Annotated in this window: 16 protein-coding genes and 1 tRNA gene; 11 read left to right on the forward strand and 6 right to left on the reverse strand. The window is 37.0% G+C overall.

Annotated elements, in window-relative coordinates; genetic code table 11:
* Positions 1-37: 37 nt before the first annotated feature.
* Both EQG68_RS09625 and EQG68_RS09630 read left to right on the forward strand, forming a co-directional pair.
* On the forward strand, positions 38-2,383 hold the full coding sequence (locus EQG68_RS09625) for an alpha/beta fold hydrolase (protein ID WP_129464677.1): 2,346 nt from the start codon (positions 38-40) through the stop codon (positions 2,381-2,383).
* 7 nt (positions 2,384-2,390) lie between these two features.
* On the forward strand, positions 2,391-2,651 hold the full coding sequence (locus EQG68_RS09630; protein WP_129464678.1) for a hypothetical protein: 261 nt from the start codon (positions 2,391-2,393) through the stop codon (positions 2,649-2,651).
* Positions 2,652-2,904: 253 nt separating this feature from the next.
* Here the strand turns inward: EQG68_RS09630 and EQG68_RS09635 are convergent, their stop codons facing one another.
* The 5 genes from EQG68_RS09635 to EQG68_RS09655 all read right to left on the reverse strand — a co-directional run bounded on the left by EQG68_RS09635 (position 2,905) and on the right by EQG68_RS09655 (position 7,516).
* On the reverse strand, positions 2,905-3,408 hold the full coding sequence (locus EQG68_RS09635) for a hypothetical protein (protein WP_129464679.1): 504 nt from the start codon (positions 3,406-3,408) through the stop codon (positions 2,905-2,907).
* Positions 3,409-3,520: 112 nt separating this feature from the next.
* Positions 3,521-3,593 (reverse strand) — tRNA-Met (locus EQG68_RS09640).
* A gap of 349 nt (positions 3,594-3,942) precedes the next feature.
* Positions 3,943-4,590 carry a response regulator transcription factor gene (locus EQG68_RS09645; RefSeq protein ID WP_164975427.1) on the reverse strand — a complete coding sequence of 216 codons (648 nt, stop codon included), beginning with the start codon at positions 4,588-4,590 and terminating at the stop codon, positions 3,943-3,945.
* A 1-nt stretch (position 4,591) separates the two neighbouring features.
* Positions 4,592-6,361 (reverse strand): sensor histidine kinase, encoded by a 1,770-nt coding sequence (locus tag EQG68_RS09650; RefSeq protein WP_129464681.1) that lies wholly within the window; start codon positions 6,359-6,361, stop codon positions 4,592-4,594.
* A 156-nt stretch (positions 6,362-6,517) separates the two neighbouring features.
* Positions 6,518-7,516 (reverse strand): GntR family transcriptional regulator, encoded by a 999-nt coding sequence (locus tag EQG68_RS09655; protein WP_129464682.1) that lies wholly within the window; start codon positions 7,514-7,516, stop codon positions 6,518-6,520.
* Between the two features lie 102 nt (positions 7,517-7,618).
* Here EQG68_RS09655 and EQG68_RS09660 point away from each other — a divergent pair, with 102 nt between their 5' ends.
* The 7 genes from EQG68_RS09660 to EQG68_RS09690 all read left to right on the forward strand — a co-directional run bounded on the left by EQG68_RS09660 (position 7,619) and on the right by EQG68_RS09690 (position 17,034).
* Complete coding sequence (locus EQG68_RS09660) at positions 7,619-8,674, forward strand: aldose epimerase family protein (protein WP_129464683.1); 1,056 nt, start codon at positions 7,619-7,621, stop codon at positions 8,672-8,674.
* 10 nt (positions 8,675-8,684) lie between these two features.
* Positions 8,685-9,776, forward strand: coding sequence for a glycoside hydrolase family 53 protein (locus EQG68_RS09665; protein WP_129464684.1), 1,092 nt, complete (start codon positions 8,685-8,687; stop codon positions 9,774-9,776).
* A complete protein-coding gene (locus EQG68_RS09670; protein ID WP_129464685.1) occupies positions 9,776-10,780 on the forward strand; it encodes a glycoside hydrolase family 53 protein in 1,005 nt (334 codons plus the stop codon). The genes EQG68_RS09665 and EQG68_RS09670 overlap by 1 nt, the downstream gene beginning before the upstream one ends.
* An 84-nt stretch (positions 10,781-10,864) precedes the next feature.
* Positions 10,865-13,117 carry a glycoside hydrolase family 2 protein gene (locus tag EQG68_RS09675; RefSeq protein WP_222845211.1) on the forward strand — a complete coding sequence of 751 codons (2,253 nt, stop codon included), beginning with the start codon at positions 10,865-10,867 and terminating at the stop codon, positions 13,115-13,117.
* A gap of 1 nt (position 13,118) precedes the next feature.
* The gene (galK, locus tag EQG68_RS09680) at positions 13,119-14,303 is read left to right on the forward strand and encodes a galactokinase (protein WP_129464687.1); all 1,185 of its coding nucleotides are present in this window, start codon (positions 13,119-13,121) and stop codon (positions 14,301-14,303) included.
* A gap of 3 nt (positions 14,304-14,306) precedes the next feature.
* On the forward strand, positions 14,307-15,356 hold the full coding sequence (locus EQG68_RS09685; RefSeq protein WP_129464688.1) for a UDP-glucose--hexose-1-phosphate uridylyltransferase: 1,050 nt from the start codon (positions 14,307-14,309) through the stop codon (positions 15,354-15,356).
* 16 nt (positions 15,357-15,372) lie between these two features.
* Positions 15,373-17,034 carry a sodium/sugar symporter gene (locus EQG68_RS09690; protein ID WP_129464689.1) on the forward strand — a complete coding sequence of 554 codons (1,662 nt, stop codon included), beginning with the start codon at positions 15,373-15,375 and terminating at the stop codon, positions 17,032-17,034.
* Positions 17,035-17,362: 328 nt separating this feature from the next.
* On the opposite strand, the gene EQG68_RS09695 is transcribed toward EQG68_RS09690, so the two are convergent.
* Positions 17,363-18,217: a leucine-rich repeat domain-containing protein gene (locus tag EQG68_RS09695; RefSeq protein ID WP_129464690.1), complete on the reverse strand. Its 855-nt coding sequence runs from the start codon at positions 18,215-18,217 to the stop codon at positions 17,363-17,365.
* A 307-nt stretch (positions 18,218-18,524) separates the two neighbouring features.
* Here EQG68_RS09695 and EQG68_RS09700 point away from each other — a divergent pair, with 307 nt between their 5' ends.
* Together EQG68_RS09700 and EQG68_RS09705 are read left to right on the forward strand one after the other, a co-directional pair.
* A complete protein-coding gene (locus tag EQG68_RS09700; protein ID WP_129464691.1) occupies positions 18,525-19,592 on the forward strand; it encodes an efflux RND transporter periplasmic adaptor subunit in 1,068 nt (355 codons plus the stop codon).
* Positions 19,593-19,597: 5 nt separating this feature from the next.
* Complete coding sequence (locus EQG68_RS09705) at positions 19,598-22,693, forward strand: efflux RND transporter permease subunit (RefSeq protein ID WP_129464692.1); 3,096 nt, start codon at positions 19,598-19,600, stop codon at positions 22,691-22,693.
* Positions 22,694-22,699: the final 6 nt, after the last annotated feature.

Genomic DNA, 22,699 nt, shown 5'->3' on the forward strand with positions numbered 1-22,699 from the left:
CCTAACTCCTTTATAGAACTTTGTAAAAAAAGTTGTTATGAAAAAGATTTGGTTAGGTGTACTCCTACTTTGCTTTGAAGCTCTAGTGGCTCAATCCCTTATTAGAAAAGCCGCTTTGGGAGCACAAATAGAGCCCACGGCAAACGGTTTACAAATTGCAAAAGTAATAGAAGGCACCGCTGTTCAGCTTCACTTAAAAGAAGGCGACATTCTGCAATCGCTCAATGGTGAACCACTCCCCGATTATCCTGCATTGGTAAACCTCATGAGCACAAAAAGAGCCGGTGATAAGGTTGTGCTTTCCGTTCTTCGCAATGGTAAAACATTGCAATTAAAAGGTAAATTCAGTGGGAAACCATTGGAGACCTCCGCCGTTTCTGAGGTCATTTATGACCAAGCTGCTTACAAACAAGGACAATTGCGGGTCATCATTAACCGACCCAAAAAAGAAGGTAAACTCCCCGCCATGTTGTTCATTCCCGGATATACGTGCAGTTCGATAGACAACCTCCCCGATTATCATCCCTACAAACGGATTATCGACGCGTATGTGGCTGGCGGTTATGTTACCTTACGCATAGAAAAAAGCGGTTTAGGCGACAGTCAAAACACCCCACCCTGTGAGTCGTGTGACTTAAAAGATGAAATAGAAAACTTTGAAGTAGGGCTGCAAAAGTTACGTTCCTTACCGTATGTCGATACTACCAAAATCATTATTGTAGGGCATTCCATGGGAGGCATCGTTGCACCGGCTTTAAGTGCTAACCACCCCGTAGCCGGAGTTATTGTGTATGGTACAACGGCAAAATCATGGTTTGAATACCAATTGGAAATGTATCGGGTGCAAAATGAATTGGCCGGCATGGAACCTTTGGAATATGAACAATCCATCAGAGATCAATATGAATTGAATTATCGCTTTTTTGTAGAAAAAGAATCCTTAGCTGAATTGGCAAAAGACCCGAAAAAAGAAGCGGTGTTAACATCCCAATGGATGTATAACGGGGTCGATAAAATATATGGTCGCAACATGGAATATTGGCGACAAATTCAAGACATGCCTCATTTAGAGCATTGGAAAAAAACCACTGCTAACGTATTGGTACAATTTGGTGAATCTGACTTTCAAGCCTTTTCCAAAGCCGACCACGAGCAGATTGTTCGAACGGTGAACTATTATCGCCCCGGTACGGCAACGTTAGCTGTTTTTCCGCAAACCGATCATTATTATGCCAAATCCGGCACGATGAAAGAAGCGTATGACAAATTTAACCAACAACGGTATGGTGAATTGTTTGAAGCATTCAATACGGAGGTTACCCGCAATGCCCTTGAATGGGGTAACCAAGTAATTGCCGGACAACCTGTGGCAGCACCATCGCCTAAAAAATGGACCAAATTAACGACAGAGCCCTATCCGGGAAAGCAAGATGACATATACTTTATTGACGAAAAAACCGGTTGGTACATAAATGGGTCAGGTGCTCTTTATCACACTACTGACAGTGGAGCCACATGGGAAAAAAGATATGAAAAGAAAGGTTCTTTCTTTCGCACCCTTGCTTTTTTAGATGAACAGAACGGATTTATAGGCACCGTTGGCACCGATTATTTCCCGAAAGTAACAGATACTATTCCTTTGTATCGCACAAAAGATGGTGGTAAAACATGGACGGCGGTTGACTATAAAGGCCCTTATGTAAAGGGATTATGTGCTATTGATGTGGTGAAAGAACCCTTTATCAATCATGGCAAAACCGATTATAAGTACCATATTTTTGCGGTAGGCAGAGTGGGTAGTCCGGCTAATTTGATGGTTTCACATGATGGAGGAGACACCTGGGTCTCACAAAGCATGAATGATAATTGTAAGATGTTGTTTGACATCAAAATGTTTGATAAAAACAACGGTATTGTATGTGCCGCTACTTCTGCTGATATTGCTCAATCCAATGCCTTATTATTAAAAACAAGTGACGGAGGCAAAACGTGGCGAAAAGTCTATCAGTCCAATCGACCTTATGAAACCACTTGGAAAGTTTCCTTTCCAACAGAAAAAGTGGGTTATGCCACTTTACAATCGTATCACCTCGACCCGACTGTTAAACAGCAACGGGTATTAAAAACCACTGACGGAGGAGAATCATGGGTAGAGTTAGACTTAGTTGAGGATGCAGGAGCACGGCAATTTGGAATTGGATTTCTTACCGAAAATCATGGATTTGTAGGCACCATGAACAGTGGTTATGAAACATTGGATGGTGGAAAAACTTGGCAAAAAACCGATTTGGGAAGAGCGTGTAACAAAATACGCATTTACCACGATGCGAACAAGCAACCGTATGGTTATGCCATTGGTGTAGAAGTATTTAAATTAAAATAATCAAAAGATGAAAGAGGAAAAAGTAAAATCAATTCCGGTGGTCTATGCCCGAATCGGTTATGGCTTGTTTATCCTTTTAGGGCTTTACCATGTTTTGGTCAATGGTGATGCGGTAGAAGGTGCGATGTGTTTGGCAATAGGGTTGATTTTTGACCCCTTTGACGACCAAATCGCCTGGAATTTACGACCCAATTGGCAAAAGATTTGGTTGGTGGTTCATTTAGGGATTGCCGCCGGCTTGTTGGGTTATGGTATGGCGGTGAAGTAAAACGGATAAAGTTAGTGCATGCTGAACTAACAGACGTGAAGTGCTTTGCTACTTTCACTATTCAACTAGTCTATTGATGCATTGCATTTTGAATCGTTAATTTATAAATGAGGTGATAAACTATAAAATAGAAGGAAAATGATAAATGTATTTGTTAAAGTGATTCTTCTCGTATCGCTTTTCTTGGTTTCATTGTTATGAGTGGTATTTTCGTAGGGTTGGGAACCCTTCGAGGGTTAGTGAGGTTAAAGTACTACTCCTCTTCCTCATCCTCACCGAAATCCTCAAAAAAATCGTCGAGGTTGATGGGGTCTTGATAAGCGTTTGGGTCCGGTGGGATGGCTCCGGGCGGGTTGAATAATTCCCATTCGTCCCAGTAGTGATTACTTTTGTCAAAGCCTGCTACCCATTCAATAAAAAGTTGTCTGAATTGGTCGATTTCGCTTCGAATAAGGGTGACAAATTCTTTGTCTTTAAAATTTTCATGAAAGCGAAGGCTGCCCACTTGTACATACAAATGCATCGCATGTTCACGAATGATGGCTGCGTTTTGCATCCGAATGGTATATTCATCTCCACCTTCTGCTCCGGCTATCTTGGCACAGATAAGGGATATATCATCCCGCATCATGTATTTAGTATGATTTAAATATTCATCTTCTTCGGGTAAATTCACCAACAGTCCGTTGATGAGTTTAAGTATTTCCTCTGCTTTTTGATAAATGGGTAAAGATTCTATTTTGTCACGTCTGTTCATGAGAGTTGGTTTTGTACAAAATAACGAAGAATTTGGAAATGATGAAAGGGTTTGGAACCCTTCGAGGGTTATTAAAGGAAAAAACCCTCTCATTGGTGAAAGGGTTACTTAGTAGCGGGAACAGGACTCGAACCTGTGACCTTCGGGTTATGAGCCCGACGAGCTGCCTACTGCTCTATCCCGCGATGTTTCGAGTGCAAATATACAACGATTATTATAAATAGCAAGTAGAATGCTGATATTTTTATTCTTTTTACAACAAAAACCCCGCTAAATAAGCTAATCCATTGGCCGTTAACTCTTCAACGGTTAGGTATAAAATGAAAAACACCCCAACGTGGGGGTGTATTCCAAATTCAACTAAATACTTGTAATATGATAAAAACGCATTACAATTCTAACCAACAGATTTTACTAACCAGGAGCAAAAAGGTGTCGTAGTTTTCACAACTTTTCTGATACAAAATTATGGAATACCTTTTTCTTATTGTGTAGTACTTATTGACACTTGATGTAGAAATTCTTCTACATCAACTAATCAAGGTAATGAGAAAATAACTCAATGAGTCCGGCTAAATGGTCCACTTGCAGTTTTTCAAAAATGCGTTTTTTATAAGTACTAATGGTAGTCTTTTGCAATTGTAAAGCATTTGAAATCTCTAAATTACCGAATCCTTTTACCATTAAACGTGCCACTTCTAATTCTCTTTCGGATAAACTTTGAATGGGATTTATACTTTTACCCGTTGTTATGGAATTTAATATTAACTCCTTGGAAAGTTCACTCACAAAACGACCTTGCGTGACTAACGTTACCAATGCTTTTTGAATGATTTCTTCTTCACTTAATTTATTTAAATAAGCATGAACACCGGCGTTGTAAAAATGTAGTGCGTGCACTTCTTCTTCCAACGCTGAAAAAATCATAATTTTACAATCCGGTTGTATTTGTTTAACCTCCTGTAGTAACGATATACTGTTACCCTCCGGAAAACTAACATCTAAAATTAGAACATCTATTTTCTCTTCAATTAGAATTCCTTTTATTTTAGTGAAATTATCGGCTTGAAAAATGATAGCATTTGGAAAGGTTTCCTTTACTAACAAAGACATCCCCTGCCGAACAACCATATGGTCATCTGCAATGATGAATCGACAAGTTCTTTTAATTACTTCATCCATTTCACTCATTCTTTTTATCTAACGTTAATGAAAAAGCCACCACAGTACCTTTGTCTTCTTGACTAGCAATGGAAAAGTTTCCTTTATACAAGTTAATAATTTCCTTGCATAAAAGTAACCCTAAACCGGTACTTATTTCATTCAAACGTACTGTTTCTCTTCCTTGTACAATTGCTTCGGTTATGATATTCAAGTCTTGGGTCGGTATTCCTTTTCCATTATCTTTTATTTCCACCAACAATCGAAAATGTTTTTTCCCTTGGGCCATTAAGGTAATGGTTGCATGGATAGTTCCTGCCGTTGTAAATCGATTGGCATTTCCAACTAAGTTAAAAAACAATTGTTGTATTTTAACCAAATCAGCCGACACCATGACATTTTCCGGGAGGTTTGAAGTGCATAAAAACTGATTCCCTTTTTCGTTTGTCAAGTTTTGCAAGGTTATTAGTAACGTTTTTAAAGCATCATTCAAATTGAAAGCAGATTTATTAAGTTGAAGTTGTTGCTGCTCTGCTTTTGAAAAATCCAATACTTGGTTAACCATCATTAACAAAGAATTGGTTGTATAATTCAACGAATGAAAAACTTCCTTGGTTTCAGAATCTGTAAACCTTTGGTTTAATCTTTTGGTATAAATCGCTATTAAACTGAGCGGCGAACGTACTTCATGACTTAACATGCCGATGATTTTAGATTTAAAAACCAAATGTTGTTGAACTTCCCGTTGGGCATAAACCAATTGTTTCTCCTTCTCAAAAGCCAATCGTGTTACCAAAATCAAAAAAACTGTAAGTAACATTAATCCTATTATTAAACTCATCAAACTGACAATTCTGATGGTTTGATTGGTTCTTTGTTGAGCCGCTTCTTCCCGATGACTTTCGTTGTAAATTTTAGTAGAAATGGTGTTGTACTTTTCCATCATCTCATTACTTTCTTTAACCAACGCTTCATTCAAGCCCAATAAAGCGGTATCTTCAGATCTTAACCCAAAATAACTGTTTTGTAATTGACTGAATTGATTACGGTAATAAGCTTCTGCCTGTTGCAACAATTGTTTCATCTGTTCTTGCACAGAACCGGAAGTCGTTTTTCTTCCGTACTTCATTTTAACCGTATTTTCTACAATTTCTTTTTGAATTTCTACTTTCCCGGAAAAAGCAGCCATCAATCTTGAAAATAAATTTTTACGTGTAGTAGAATCTGAAATGATCCGTGTTTCCACTTCAATGTCTTGCAGCACCTCTTGTTCCGGATACGCCTTAAATGACAATTGCTGATCTGAGAAAAATTTACTGTCGGCACTATATTGAGTTATTAAAGAATCTAATGCCTCTTTAAGTCCAATAATTTCTTTCTCTTTCTTTTGTTTAACTTGCATTAACTTTTGCCACCGGTTGTGTTCAAAAGTTATTTCTCGGAGGGTGTCCATTTGGGTAATCACTTTACCCATCAAATCAAAATATTTATCTAACGCAGCAGCCTCACGTTTTATAAAATAGGTCTGCAGTTGCCATTGTGCATCCAAATAATCATTTCTCGTTTGGTCGCTCATTGTTCGCAAAACCAATGCCTTTTCTTTATCCGCCTTTAGTGCATTTAACTTATTTTGGTTAATCCATTCATTATAAATAGTAATCCCCAAAAAAATCTGAATGAGTAACAAAGCTCCTAACAAGGAATAATGTATTGTTTTTCTATTTTTAGCCTTAATAAAGTCTTTTTGAGAAGTTTGTATAACTTCCCTCAGTTTATGATTAAATCCTGACATTGTATCACCCCAATTTTACAAGCCTGTGAATAGTTGTTTTTGAAATATAAACAGCAGATTAACTCCTATTTACTATTCAAAAGTAGGAAGAATAGAACAATATAAAGCAGTATGCTATCTATTATTTTTGTCGAATTTGTTCTACAAAGTTGTTGACTAAAGTGATTTACGCCAAATCAACCGACTGGGGTTTTCGATTTTTATTTTTTGATTCTTTAACACCATCTCTCCCAGTTGTTTACCCATCAACTTAAAATCTGTTGAAATAGTGGTGATGCCGTTTTCAACTACCTTTTTAAGCGGTGTATCGTTATAGGAAATGATGCCGAAATCTTGACCCAGTTGAAATTGCAGTGTTTTAGACTGTTCAATAACCTGCACCAAGTGACGGTCGTTCGGAATAATATACACACTACCTTGCTCTATTTTTTGATAGTCAAAATCGGTTATCACTTGATGTGAAAAAGCATACCGGTGACAAAATTGTGTAAACCCTTCAACCATTCCCAACGGTTCTTTAAACCCGGGAAAGATTAAAATAAGTTGACTGTAAATCATTAAACGCGGTCTGGCTTCTTCTAAAGCATTAAAAATATCTTTTACAAAATTTTGATGTACCGATGGATAGTCCGCTAATTCTAAATTGGTTTGATCTAAAATATAGACATCATTATGTGGCAGTGTTTTTATAATTTCTGCCGCACCGCTTAAATTAGTGGGCATGATGATGTATTTAGAATAGTTTCCATTACTTTCATTGATTAATTTTTTAAACATACTTACGTTAAAATGATGAAAGAAAATATCAATTTGAGCTTTGTCATTCACTGCTTCTAAAAAAGACATGTATAAATCTTCTTTAAATGCATTTAATTCATCAAATAACACAAAAAAACGTTGTTCATAGCTAAATTCAACACTTTTTACATAATAACCTTTGCCTAAAATAGCAAAAACAATTCCTCGCTTTTTCAATTCATCATAGGCCAATAACACTGTATCTCGTGAAAGCGAAAACTCTAAACTGACTTTGTTCACAGAAGGCAAACGATCTCCTTTAAGCAGCCGTTTTTCAGCTATTGCCAATTCAACTGATTGCACAATTTGTTTGTATTTAGGCAAACCCGATTGGTTGTCTACTTGAATGATTTTCATAACCTCATTTTAAAAACCGGTGGGAAGATACACAAAAACCGGTAGGTACCGGTATGGAAGAAAAAATATATTTTCTACATTTGATAAAAGATTAATAAAAAAATGTCCGAAAAAAAACACATTTCTTCTTTTGCAACCGCTGAAACAACAAAATCATTCGGTTTTTTATCCAGTGGAGAAGAAATTTTCTTGCATACGCTGACTAATAAAAATGGGATGGAATTGTCCGTGATGGACTATGGAGCCACCATTGTATCCTTAAAAGTTCCTACCGCCAATCAGCAACTCGTTGATGTAGTATTAGGATTTGATAGACCGGAAGACTATTTGGCATCCTATCAATTGCCAAGTGCTCCTTATTTTGGTTGTGTAGTTGGTCGTTTTGCAGGAAGAATAAAACACGGCTCTTTTGACCTGAACGGAAGACCGATTTCATTGATTAAAAATCATGGTAACCATCATTTACATGGAGGTAATAAAGGATTTGGGCAACAACTTTGGACAGTGAAGAAAATAGAAAAGGGTGATTCACCCTCCATCACATTGGAATACACCTCTCCCAATGGCGAAGAACATTTTCCGGGAATTTTAATAACGGAAGTTACTTACTTGCTCACCACAACAAATACATTAGTTATTAAATTCAATTCTTTTAGTACAGAAGATACCATCGTGAACCTCACTCAACATTCCTACTTTAATTTGGATGGTCATACTGAATCGATTGAACATCAAAAGCTCTTTGTCAATTCCACTAAAATGTTGGAAGTCGATGAGGAAAATATCCCAACCGGCTTGCTGATGAATGTTGCCAATTGTCCTTTTGACTTTTCGGAGGAGAAAAATTGTCCGGTATCAATAGACAATACTTTCGTGTTGCAGGAAAAAAACAGAATTGCGGCTTCCCTTTACAGCCCAAAAAATCAATTGAAAATGAGTGTTTTTACCAATCAACCTGCGGTACACATTTATGTGGGTGGAAATTGTTTTGGCCAACTTCCCGGTAAAGAAGAGGCTGCTTACCACACAAAAAGTGGAATTTGTTTTGAAACACAACATTTTCCTGATAGTCCAAACCATGCTCATTTCCCTTCCACTTTGTTAAAAAAAGGGGAACAATACGAACACCAAACTTTGTTTGTTTTTGAAACGTTATAATTTTTATGCTATGAAAAAAATAATTTATCTATTACCCCTTCTTTTTTTACTGGTGAATTGTTCCGATGATTCTAACCCAACCAATGATGATGATGGTCCAATCGTTCCGGTTGACAACTACATTCGTGCCGCAGACATGTCCTTTTTACCTTTAATTGAGAGTGAAGGCACCGTTTATTTTAATGCCAATAATCAACCTGAAAATGCTTTAACAACCTTAAAAAATGCCGGTTGCAATACCATCCGAATTCGTTTATGGAAAGATCCGATTGATGGACAATCCGGATTTGCACAAGTAAAAGCTTTTGCCCAACGTGTCAAGCAAGCCGGTTTAAAAGTATGGTTAACTGTTCATTATTCTGATACATGGGCGGATCCCGGACACCAAACCACACCTGCATTATGGAATGGATTATCATTTGCGAACCTAAAAAATGAAATGGTGACTTATACCGAAACCATCATGACCGAAATACAACCGGACATTATTCAAATTGGGAATGAAATTAATAGTGGTTTATTATGGCCCAACGGACATTTAATTAACAATGAAAGTCAATGTTTAGAACTGTTGAATGCGGCTAGTTCAGCCATACGAGCCAAATCAACCACTACAAAAATTATGTTGCAATACGCCGGTATTGGTGCCGGAGCAACTTGGTTTTTCAATAAAATGAGTGCCGTGAACTATGATTACATCGGACTTTCGTACTACCCTATTTGGCATGGCAAAAACCTTTCTGACGTACAGTCAACCATTCAAAGTCTGGGTCAAACCCACAACAAAAAGGTATTGATTGCAGAAACAGCTTATCCCTTTACCTTGGGTTGGGAAGATTGGACTAACAATATTGTAGGTTTAGAAAACCAATTGATAACCGCCTATCCTGCTACTCCGGAAGGACAGAAAAACTTTTTGCAAGCCATTAAAAACACGGTGCAACAATCTGAATACGGTTTGGGATTTGCGTATTGGGGAGGGGAATGGATTGCCTTTAGAGGTGACCAATCCACCAATGGTTCGAGCTGGGAAAACCAAGCATTATGGGATTTTAATAACAAAGCTTTGCCGGTCATGTCGGTTTTTAATAAAAGTGAATAATGAGAAAGCTATTTTTTAATGGGATATTGATAGTCTTGTTTTCAACTGTCGCGTGGGCACAAGAATTTGCGAAAGGAGCCGATGTGAGTTGGGTTCCGCAAATGGAAGCCACAGGTTATCAATTTTATGATACTGACGGCACCAAAAAAGATGTCCTACAACTCTTGAAAGACCGAGGAATGAACACCGTTCGTTTGCGTGTTTTTGTTAATCCTTCTGATGACCCGAGAAGTGGGCATTGTAGTAAAGAGGAAACCGTTGCTTTTGCCGTAAGAGCTCAAAAAATGGGTTTCCGCATGATGATTAATTTTCATTACAGTGATTCTTGGGCTGACCCCAGTAAACAAAATAAACCGGAAGCCTGGAAAAACCTATCGTTTGACCAATTGGCTCAAGCTTTTTATGACCATACCTTTGATGTAATGACCACCTTAAAAAAAGCCGGAGTCACTTCCGAATGGGTTCAAATTGGCAATGAAATTCCGGGTGGCATGCTTTGGCCCGATGGAAGTACAGACAATTGGAAACAATTGGGTATTTTATTGAACAAAGGATACGATGCCGTTAAAGCCGTTGATAAACAAATAAAAGTGATTGTTCATGTTGACGAAGGCGATAACATTCAGAAATTCAGAACGTTTTTTGACAATGCAACAGCACAAAAAGTACAATATGATGTCATTGGATTGTCGTATTATCCGTTTTGGGTCAAAAAAGATTATACAGAAACCATTGCCAATTTGGAATCCAACCTGAAAGACCTTATCACTCGCTACCAAAAAGAAGTAATGGTCGTAGAAGTGGGTGGCGAATACGATAAAGTTGAAAACACCAAAGCATTATTGGAAGCGACCATCAAAGCCGTTCGTGCATTACCTGACAACAAAGGGTTGGGTGTTTTATATTGGGAACCCCAAGGCGAAAAAAGTTGGAGTGGTTACAGCTTGAGTGCGTGGTTACCCAACGGACAACCCTCACCTGCTTTGGATGCTTTTAAAAATTAAATAATGAAATCAACAACCATAGTCCTATTCATTTTTTCTTTTCTATTATTTTCGTGTGGAAAAGAAACAGTAAATTCAAATCGAATGAAAATAAATTTTGGTTCCGATTGGACCTTTACAAAAGATTCCACTTCCTTACATTGGGAAAAAATCACTATTCCGCACACCGCACAAATCGAACCTCTGGTGGTGAACAACCAATGGCAAGGCGATTGCTGGTACCAAAAGCAATTTGATGTTGAGAAAATTGAAAACGAAAAAATATTTCTCAATTTTGAAGGGGTTATGCACGAAGCTTGGGTTTGGATCAATGGAAAATTGGTCATCCATCACCAAGGGGGATATTTACCATTTACTATAGATGCAACCGATTGGGTGAAAGAAAAGGATAACACCATCATAGTGAAAGTCAACAATGAAGACAATCCGCAAATTCCACCCGGGAAAACCTTAAAAACATTGGATTTTAACTATTATGGAGGAATTTACCGCAATGTTTACCTTATTAAAACGAATACGGTTTACATCACCGATGCTGTTCATACCAATCAAGTGAACGGTGGTGGTATTTTGGTTCATTTTGATGAAATTAGTCCTGAAAAAGCATCCGGTTTTATCAAAGTGCACGTAAAAAACGAAAGTAATGAACCTAAGAACGTAAAACTAGACATTACTTTTTCCAACCCAAACCATACATCAACTTTTACCTCAAAAGAAGTGGTTATTGGTTCGAATGCAGAGGAATCCATCGTAACTCTCCTTGAAATTAAGCATCCTGAACTTTGGGGAATTGAACAACCGAATTTGTATGACGTGGAAGTCAAAGTACTTTCAGAAAAAAGCGTATTGGACCGTCAAACCCTTAAAACCGGCATTCGAAAAGCAGCATTAAAAAACGATGGATTTTATTTGAATGACGAGAAATTATTCATTAACGGAACCAATCGCCATCAAGAGTATCCCTACATTGGCTATGCCCTATCAGATGAAGCCAATTACCGCGATGCGGTGAAAATAAAAAATGCCGGTTTTGATTTTGTCCGGTTATCGCATTATCCGCAAACGGAGGCTTTTTTAAACGCTTGTGACGAAGTAGGTCTTTTGGTAATGAATTGTATTTCGGGCTGGCAATTTGTAGGCGATGAAAAATTCATCGAAAACTCCTACCAAGAAATTCGTGATTTTTCCAGAAGAGATAGAAATCACCCGAGCATTATTTTTTGGGAAGTTTCTCTGAATGAAAGCGATATGAAAGCAGCTTACATGCAAAAAGCCAATGAAATTTTACGAACTGAATTACCCTACGTACCTATTTACACCGCCGGATGGATAGACAATCCGAATTATGATTTGTTTATCCCTGCTCGCCAACACAGTAAAGCCCCTGATTATTGGAATAATTACGAAAACAATAACCGAAAAATATTCATTGCTGAATATGGCGATTGGGAATATTATGCTCAAAATGCCGGATTCAATCAAACCACTTTTGCCAATTTAAAGGAAGAAGAACGCACCAGCCGACAGTTGCGTAGTTTTGGTGAAAAACGATTATTGCAACAAGCGTTTAATTACCAGGAAGCGTTCAATTCTAACTTAAAAGGAAAACATACCATCGGTCAAGCCAATTGGTTGATGTTTGATTACAACCGTGGTTATGCCGATGATATAGAAAGTTCCGGCATAAGTGATATTTTCAGAATTCCTAAGTTTGCTCATTATTTTTACCAAAGTCAACGTTCGCCTTCGGTAAAATTAAAAAACAATTTAGTCTCCGGTCCGATGGTATACATTGCCAATTATTGGAATGAAAAATCGAGTCTTGATGTCACTGTTTTTAGTAATTGTGAGGAAGTAGCTTTGTATTTAAATGAGGTCCTAATTGCAAAACAAAAGCCTTTACGAAACACTTTTTCTGAAAAATTACCTCATCCGCCGTTTGTATTTACAATTCCTTCGTTTCAAAAAGGAAATTTGCGTGCCGAAGGTATAATAAACGGTAAAAAAGTAACGGAGCATTGGGTAAAATCTCCCGAATCGGCTACAGCCATTCAGTTAGTTATAGACGAATCGAATGTAAAAATAAATCCGAACCATCAAGATGTTGTTTTTGTATACGCCAAAATTGTAGATGACAACGGCACTTTAGTACCGGATGCCAATCATGAGATTAGTTTCAGTTTAGAAGGAGCACAAGCAGAATTGATAGGGCAAAACCCAATTGCAGCCGAAGCCGGCATTGCAACCATTTTACTACGCACCAAACAATTAAAAAAACCACTCCAACTTAAAGCTCAACATTCGTCATTAAAAGCCGCTACTTTAGTATTGAAATAATATGAAGAAAAAATTAATTTCCGCTACAACCACTCATTTTAAAACCGTTTTCCATCATGAGCCCGAGTCAATATTTCTCTCACCGGGAAGAATCAATTTGATTGGCGAACATGTTGATTATAATGACGGGTTTGTATTACCGGCAGCCATTAACAAATACATTTGCTTTGCTGTTTCAACATCTGAATCCGATGAATTTACTTTGGTTGCACAGGATTTAAACGAAACTTATCGATTCAATTGGCAAAATGAAATAAAACCCGTAGATAAAATGTGGGTTAATTATATGTTAGGTGTTTTGCATCAACTAAAAGTAAGAGGATTTACATTCAAAGGTCTGAATGTGGTTTTTAGCAGTACAATACCAATGGGAGCGGGACTTTCCTCATCGGCCGCTTTAGAATGTGGATTTGGGTATGTGTTGAATAAATTGTTCCATTTGGGTTTATCCCGTGAAGAAATTGCCTTAATCGGCCAACAAGCTGAACACACTTTTGTAGGGGTAAAATGCGGCATTATGGATCAATTTGCCAGCGTGTTTGGCAAAAAAAATAAAGTTATTAAATTGGATTGCACCACCTTAGAACACGAGTATCATACCGCTGATTTTAAATACTATTCTTTACTTTTATTTGACAGTAATGTAAAACACACGCATCTTACCTCCGGCTATAATACCAGAAGAGAAGAAGTAGAACAAGGATTAGCTATATTACAAAATAAATTTTCTTCTTTAAAAACATTCAGAGACGTCACTGCATATCAATTAAATGAATTGAAAGAAGAATTAGGCGAAACGATTTATAAACGTTGCCTTTTTGTGATTAATGAAATCAAAAGGGTAAATGAAGCGGTTTATGCGTTAGACCGCAATCATTTTGAATCACTCGGCAAGTTAATGTTTGAAACCCACGAAGGCTTGTCCAACGCATACGAAGTAAGTTGTGAAGAAGTCGATTTTTTAGTAGATTTTGTCAAAAACGAAAAACAAGTCATTGGATCCCGGATGATGGGAGGCGGTTTTGGCGGTTGTTCAATTAATCTGGTAGAAAAAGGATGTGAAGAAAAATTATTTGAAAAAATTTCGAAAGCGTATTTCGAGCAATTCGGAATTCAGTTGAATCAGTACAAAGTAAAAATTTCGAAAGGAACATCTAAAGTGAATAAAAAGTACAAAGCTAACTAACTTATGCAATCTTTCAACTCCAACGAACACCCGCATCGTCGTTACAATCCACTTTTGGATGAATGGATTTTAGTTTCTCCACACCGAACCAAACGGCCGTGGCAAGGGCAAAAAGAAAGCAATTCCATTGAAACGCTTCCTGAATACGACCCAACCTGTTATTTATGCCCGGGAAACGAACGTTCTAACGGTACAAAAAATCCGGAGTACACGGATTGCTATGTTTTTGAAAATGATTTTTCGGCTTTGTTAAAAGAGGAAGTGGTAATTGAACCCTCAACCTCTACTCTTTTCAAACTCAAACCGGAACGCGGAATCAATAAGGTGGTTTGTTTTTCACCTAAACATCATTTGACTTTACCGGAAATGGAAATAGACGCCATTGAAAAAGTGATTCAAACTTGGAAAGAACAATATATTGAATTGGGTAATCATGATTTTATCAATTATGTTCAAATTTTTGAAAACAAAGGTGCGGTGATGGGCTGTAGCAATCCGCATCCGCACGGACAAATTTGGGCTCAATCTTCGTTACCGACTCAAGTTGAAAAAACGCAAAAAAACCTGGAACATTATTATCAACAAAACAATAGTAGTCTTTTAAAAGATTATTTGGAAGAGGAATTAAAAACCAAACAACGATTGGTATATGAAAATGAACATTTTGCGGTAGTTGTTCCTTTTTGGGCTACATGGCCATATGAAACCTTGATTATCAGCAAACGCCATTTTGGAACCATCATCGCTATGAGCAAAGAGGAAACCTTGGCTTTTGCGGATTGCATCAAAACGATTACGGTTAAATACGACAATCTTTTTGAAACCTCTTTTCCTTACTCTTCCGGTATTCATCAAGCACCAACTGACCGTTTGGCTCATCCGGAATGGCATTTTCACATGCATTTTTATCCCCCATTATTACGAAGTGCTACGGTGAAAAAGTTCATGGTAGGCTATGAAATGTTGGGAGAAGCTCAACGAGACATTTCACCTGAAAAAAGTGCTGCTGTTTTACGTGATTTACCTACCTTGCATTATAAATTAAAACAATAACTTAACCTTTTTTTACATGAATACCGGCTTTGATACCTTAGATTATATACTTTTTATTAGCTATGCCCTTTTAATTTTAGGGGTTGGTCTTTGGATGTCACGTGATAAAAAAGGACATCAAAAAAATGCCGAAGATTACTTTTTAGCCAGTAAATCACTGCCTTGGTGGGCAATTGGAACATCGTTGATTGCCGCAAATATTTCAGCCGAACAATTTATTGGGATGTCGGGTTCCGGTTTTGCAGTGGGATTGGCTATTTCTTCTTATGAATGGATGGCAGCCATTACGCTCATCATTGTGGGGAAATACTTCCTTCCTATTTTTATCGAAAAAGGGATTTATACCATTCCGGAATTTGTAGAAAAGCGATTCTCTACCAATCTAAAAACCATATTGGCGGTTTTTTGGGTGGCCTTGTATGTATTTGTTAACATCACTTCTGTTCTTTATTTAGGAGCGTTAGCGATGAACACCGTAATGGGTGTAGACATGATGTGGGCCATCATAGGGTTATCCTTATTTGCTGCTGCTTATTCCCTTTATGGTGGATTAGCGTCGATTGCCTGGACGGATTCCATTCAAGTGATTTTCCTTGTCGTTGGAGGATTAGCCACCACTTATTTAGCTTTAAATACAGTTTCTAATGGTGAAGGCATGATGGAAGGTTTAGGTATTATTTATGACAAAGCACCTTCCAAATTTGCAATGATATTAGATGAATCTAATCCGGAATACCTTAATCTTCCCGGCATTGGCGTTTTAATTGGCGGACTTTGGGTGGCTAATTTATACTATTGGGGATTCAATCAATATATCATACAACGGGCGTTGGCGGCGAAATCGTTGAAAGAAGCTCAAAAAGGAATTTTATTAGCTGCTTTTCTAAAATTATTAATCCCGTTTATTGTTGTAATTCCGGGAATTGCTGCCTACGTGATTGTAAATGATCCTGAAATGTTAGCTCGTTTAGGGGCAGAAGGCTTAATCAATATTCCGAGTGATGCTGCGGCTGACAAAGCCTATCCATGGTTAATTCAATTTTTACCCACCGGATTAAAAGGATTGGCTTTTGTGGCGTTAACAGCAGCAATTGTATCGTCTTTGGCTTCCATGCTGAACTCAACTTCTACTATTTTTACGATGGATATTTACAAACAATACATCAACAAAAAATCCGATGACAAAAACACAGTAAAAGTTGGCCGAATAACGGCGGCAGTAGCTTTAACTATTGGTGCAATTGTTGCTCCACTATTGGGAGGCATCAATCAGGCTTTTCAATTCATTCAAGAATACACAGGTGTGGTAAGTCCGGGAATTTTAGCCATATTTGTATTAGGTCTGTTTTGGAAAAAAGCAACTAACAAAGCAGCGATTTGGGGAGCATTACTTTCTATTCCTATTGCGATGTTTTTCAAAGTAGGCCCAAAAGGATGGGCAACAGGAACACCAATGGATGGTATTTTTCCAAGTGTACCTTTTTTAGACCAAATGGGCTACACCACTTTACTTACAATGGTAATTATCGCACTCATCAGTTGGTTTCAGCAAAAAGGAGCTGATGACAGCAAGGGATTTGAATTGCGAAAAGAAACGTTTAAAACCAGTTCAACATTCAACATAAGTGCTTTTGCGGTGATGATTGTATTGGCCTTTTTATATGCCTTCTTTTGGTAGTTTTTCAATTTGACTCATTTCTACAATAGAACACGGATGTAAATGGATTAAGTAGATTAACTCTGATTTTATTCGCTTTACGAAAATAGATTTACACGGTTTTCATTCTGATAATCAATTCCCATTGGAAGAATTATTCTTATCATTCATTCATTATCCATAATTGAAAGTCTAAATTTAATTGTCAAATTGACATATTTTCGAATTGACACATTTTCAAATTGACACATTTTCAAATTGACACATTTTCAAATTGACAAATAAAAAAAAAACTTGTCGTTTGGGGCGGCAAGTTTTTTGTTGGGGTTGGTATTTGTTTTTTGGAAAATTAATCCGGAGTACCTACTACTCCAGTATTGTCGGTAATTAACGGTAAGCGTACCGCCACACCTTTATCGTTTAACATCGTCATTTGGAAAGTATCTTTCTTAGCCAAAGCATACGAAATCAATCCATTGAACTTGTTGTAAGATATATTCATTTCTTTTAAATTGTCCAATTTCTCTATTTCAAAAGGAACTTGACCAATAAAATTGTTTTCAAACAAACTCAAGTTTTCAAGAGCTTTTAAATTTTCAATTTCGTAACTCAATTTACCTGAAAAGTTGTTACTGTTTAACATTAATACTTTCAAGTTTTTTAAAGTATATAATGAACTTGGTAATTCACCCTCGAGAGAATTATTAAAAAGTGATAAATTCTCCAATTGTGTTAATTGACCTATCTCTTGTGGTAATGAACCGGTTAAAAAATTCATGTACAACTCTACTACTTTCAAAGAAGTAGCTTTACCAAGCGAGGCTGGTATTGAACCAGTTAACTTATTAAAAGAAATATTTAATGATTCTAGATTTTTTAAATCACCTATCGAAGCAGGAATATTACCGGAAAGCTTGTTTTTAAATAAATTCAAGGTTTCCAAGTATTGTAATTGTGCAATTTCAGTAGGAATTTGCCCTTCTAAATTGTTATTTAACAAGGCTAAACCAACTACTTTATTATCTTTTACTTTTACACCATGCCAAGTTGAGACATCTGTAGTTAAATCCCATTTAACTTTCCACTGACTACCATTTGTAGCTTGATTTAATTTTATAAGAGCATCTTTCTCAGATTTTGATACTTCAGCATATCCCAAAAATGAGAAGCAAAGTACAAGAAGTGTTAATGTAATATTTTTCATTTTTAATTAAATTTGGGGTTTGACTCTGTAAATATAGTGCTGTTATTCGCTTAAATGCAAATATTATCGATGAAATGCTTGTTTTTTTATATTTTAAAGTATTTTTTCTTACAATATTGTGAGTATTTCCTTCCCCCAACGATTTGTGATTTTAAATTAAAAATCAAAAATGTTTAACTCATAAAACTAAAAATGTTAAATTCGTATATACAAATGTTAAATAAAAACTAACCACAAAAACTGTTTGCTCTTGAAAAGGTACATTTGTAAATCTCAATATATACGATTTCAACTATTCTTTTAAATTATGAAAGTAAAAAACATTGTTATTTTTCTTTTGGTCGGGGGTTTAATAGCCCTTATTGCATACCGAATCATGAGCAATAAAAGCCAAGATGAAAAAACTAATCAAAAAAGTGGATCTCCAAAAGCCATGTCAATCGTAAACGGAATAGTGTTGAAACCCAAAAAATTCGCTAATGAACTCACACTCTCCGGTAGTATTGATGCCAATGAACAAATTGAATTGAGGAGCGAAGTTGCCGGTATTGTGCAAGGCATCTATTTTGAAGAAGGTAGTTATGTATCCAAAGGAAAACAACTAATTAAAGTAAACGATATCGAACTCCGTGCACAATTAGCTCAAGCCAAAACCAGACAAACATTGGCATCAGAAAATGAAAGAAGAGCCAAGTTACTGTTACAAAAAGAAGCCATCAGTCAAGAAGAATATGATGTAGCGAATGCTGAATTTGAATCCGCAAAATCGCAAACCCAATTAATTCAAGCACAAATAGCCAAAACATCGATTGTAGCTCCTTTTTCAGGTAAAGTTGGATTGCGTTCCATTTCTCCCGGAACGTATGTGACTCCAACCACTTTAATTGCTAAATTGGTCAACACCAATCAAGTGAAAATCACTTTTTCTATACCCGAAAAATATGCTTCATTAATGAAGAATAATGCTATCATCACTTTTACAACAGCTGGAAATAAAGAAATTTTCAATGCCAAAATATATGCTTTAGAACCTGCTGTCGAGCAAACTACCCGTACGCTCCAAATTAGAGCCATCGCTGAAAATAAAGACGGCAAACTTCTCCCGGGAACATTTGCAAATATTATTTTACCATTGGAAGAACAAAATGATGCAATATTAATTCCAACCGAATCAATCATTCCCATACAAAACGGCAAAAAGGTATTCATTACTGAAAATGGCAAAGCCAAAGAAGTTATCATAGAAACCGCAAATAGAACTGAAAAAGAAATTTTGGTTACTTCCGGTCTAAAAGTGGGTGATACCTTAATTACCTCCGGTATTATGGCCATTAAAGAGGGAGCACCGGTACAACTGAAATTAATCCAAAACTAAATCACATGAGTTTATCAACCCTAAGTATAAAACGACCGGTTTTAGCCATCGTGATGAACCTGTTGATTGTGCTATTTGGCATCATTGGTTTTACCTATTTGGGTGTTCGTGAATTTCCTTCCATTGATCCGGCTCAAATTACGGTACAAACGAGCTACACCGGTGCCAATGCAGATATCATTGAATCACAAATTACAGAGCCTTTAGAGAAAGCCATTAATTCTATTGATGGAATTCGTACTATTTCTTCCACAAGTGCTCAAGGAACGAGTGTGATTTCCATTGAGTTTAATCTGGAAAAAAATCTGGAAGAAGCAGCCAATGATGTGCGAGATAAAGTTTCGCAGGCAGTAAGAAGTTTACCAAAAGATTTAACCGCTCCACCCGTTGTTTCAAAAGCCGATGCCGACTCGGACCCGATTTTAACCATGACCATGAAAAGTGACAACAAAAATGTGTTGGAACTCACGGATTATGCTGAAAATGTCATTTTACAACGACTTCAAACGATACCCGGTGTTAGTAGTGTTCGCATTTGGGGAGAACGTAAATATGCCATGCGTTTGTGGATTGACCCTATAAAATTGTCGGCTTATGGTTGTACGGCCTCTGATATTTTAAATGCTTTGAATCAACAAAATGTTGAACTTCCTTCGGGAAAATTAACAGGGAACAATACCGAGTTAACAGTAAAAACAGTAGGAAATCTTACTACTGAGGAAGATTTTAACAACATTATTATTAAATCGGATGGCGATAAAATTGTTCGATTAAGCGATGTAGCAAAAGCCAGTTTGGAAGCTGAAAATCTGGAAACCCGCTTAAGTGATTCCGGGCAAACTATGATTGGATTGGCTGTTACACCTCAACCCGGCACGAATTATCTTGATATATCCGAAGAATTCTACAAACAGTATGAACAATTAAAAAAGGATTTACCAAAAGAATTTGAATTAAATGTAGCAATTGACACTACCATTTTCATTAAAAAAGCAATTTTGGAAGTAGCTGAAACTTTAATCATTGCCTTACTTTTAGTAACCTTGGTCATTTACTTGTTTTTTAGGGATTGGGCGATTGCATTCCGTCCTTTGATTGATATACCGGTATCCTTGATTGCGACATTTTTTATCATGTACATTTGCGGGTTTTCCATCAATGTTTTGACTTTATTGGCAATCGTATTAGCAACCGGTTTGGTGGTAGATGACGGAATTGTGGTTACTGAAAACATCTTTAAAAAGGTCGAAGAAGGCATGTCTCCCATCGAAGCGGCCATCAAAGGGTCAAATGAAATCTTTTTTGCTGTCATATCCATCTCCATCACCTTAGCCGCTGTTTTTCTCCCCATTATCTTTTTAGAAGGTTTTGTAGGTCGGCTTTTCCGTGAGTTTGGAATAGTCATTGGTGCGGCAGTGCTCATTTCGGCCTTTGTTTCGCTGAGTTTAACCCCCATGTTGAATGCTTATTTAATGAAAGGCGGAAAACAAAAGCGTTCTAAATTCTATGAAATGACCGAACCTTTTTATGAAAATTTAAATAAAGGATATGCTCGTTCGTTAGAAAAGTTCATGGCAAAAAAATGGTTAAGTTTTCCAATCTTAATTGGTTGTTTGGGATTATCTGTTCTTTTTTATAACATTCTTCAAAAAGAAACAGCTCCTTATGATGATCGTAGTATGATTTTAATGAATGTAACTGGTCCGGAAGGAGCAACATACGACTACATGGATCGGTTCATGCAAGAATTATCACAATTAATTACTGATTCCGTTCCGGAAAAAAAGGTAAGTTTAATTGTCACTTCACCCGGTTTTAGTGCTGGCTCCGTTAACCGTGGGTTTGCTCGTTTATCATTAGTTGACCCTTCCGAAAGAGAACGTTCGCAAAAAGAAATAGCACAGACACTAACCGGGTTGGCAAAAAAATACAACGATGCCAAAACATCGGTATCGGAACAGCCTACTATTTCTGTCAATCGTCGGGGAGGTTTGCCCATTCAATTTATTATTCAAGCGAAAAACTTTAAATTACTAGAAGAAAAAATTCCATTATTCATGGAAGAAGCATCAAAGGACCCTACTTTTTCAATCACTGATGTTAATTTAAAATTCAACAAACCTGAAATTTATATCACCATCAATCGAGAAAAAGCGGAATCATTAGGTGTATCCGTTTTAGATGTTGCCCAAACCATTCAGCTTTCTTTGAGCGGGCAACGTTTTGGCTATTTTTTAATGAATGGAAAACAATACCAAGTATTGGGACAATTTGATAAAAAAGACCGTGATCAACCCATGGACTTGGCTTCTATATTTGTGCGAAGCAGTAACGGACAACTTATCCAATTAGATAACGTGGTCACAATCGAAGAACAAAGCAGCCCTCCACAATTGTTTCACAATAATCGATACATGTCGGCTACCGTTTCTGCCGGATTAGCACCCGGGAAAAGTATTGGTGACGGAATAGATGCCATGGAACGTATAAAAGAAAAAGTGTTAGACGATACTTTTACAACCGATTTGGGAGGAGAATCCAGGGATTTTGCCGAAAGTAGCTCAAATACGATGTTCGCATTTGGATTGGCCTTACTATTGATTTTCCTCATTTTAGCAGGTCAGTTTGAAAGTTTTGTAGACCCGTTTATTATCATTTTAACGGTTCCGATGGCGGTTGCCGGAGCTTTATTTTCACTTTGGTTATTTGGTCAAACCTGGAATATTTTCAGTCAAATTGGAACCGTAATGTTGATTGGATTAGTAACAAAAAACGGAATTTTAATTGTAGAATTTGCCAACCAACTTCGGGAACAAGGGAAATCTAAATACGATGCTGTGATGGAAGCAGCTGAATCCCGATTGCGTCCCATCTTAATGACCAGTTTAACACTTGCTTTGGGAGCCATGCCTATCGCCGTGTCGATTGGAGCCGCATCTCAAAGTAGAATGGGTATGGGTATAGTAATTGTAGGCGGAACCTTATTTTCTTTAATTTTAACCCTTTATGTAATTCCTGCAATTTATTTAATGTGGTCAAAAGAGAAAAAACACCATCCGGAATTTGATAGTTTAGACCAATACGATAAAGAATCTGTTTAAAATAAT

The sequence above is a fragment of the Flavobacterium piscinae genome, from assembly GCF_004122145.1.
Lineage (GTDB): Bacteria > Bacteroidota > Bacteroidia > Flavobacteriales > Flavobacteriaceae > Flavobacterium > Flavobacterium piscinae.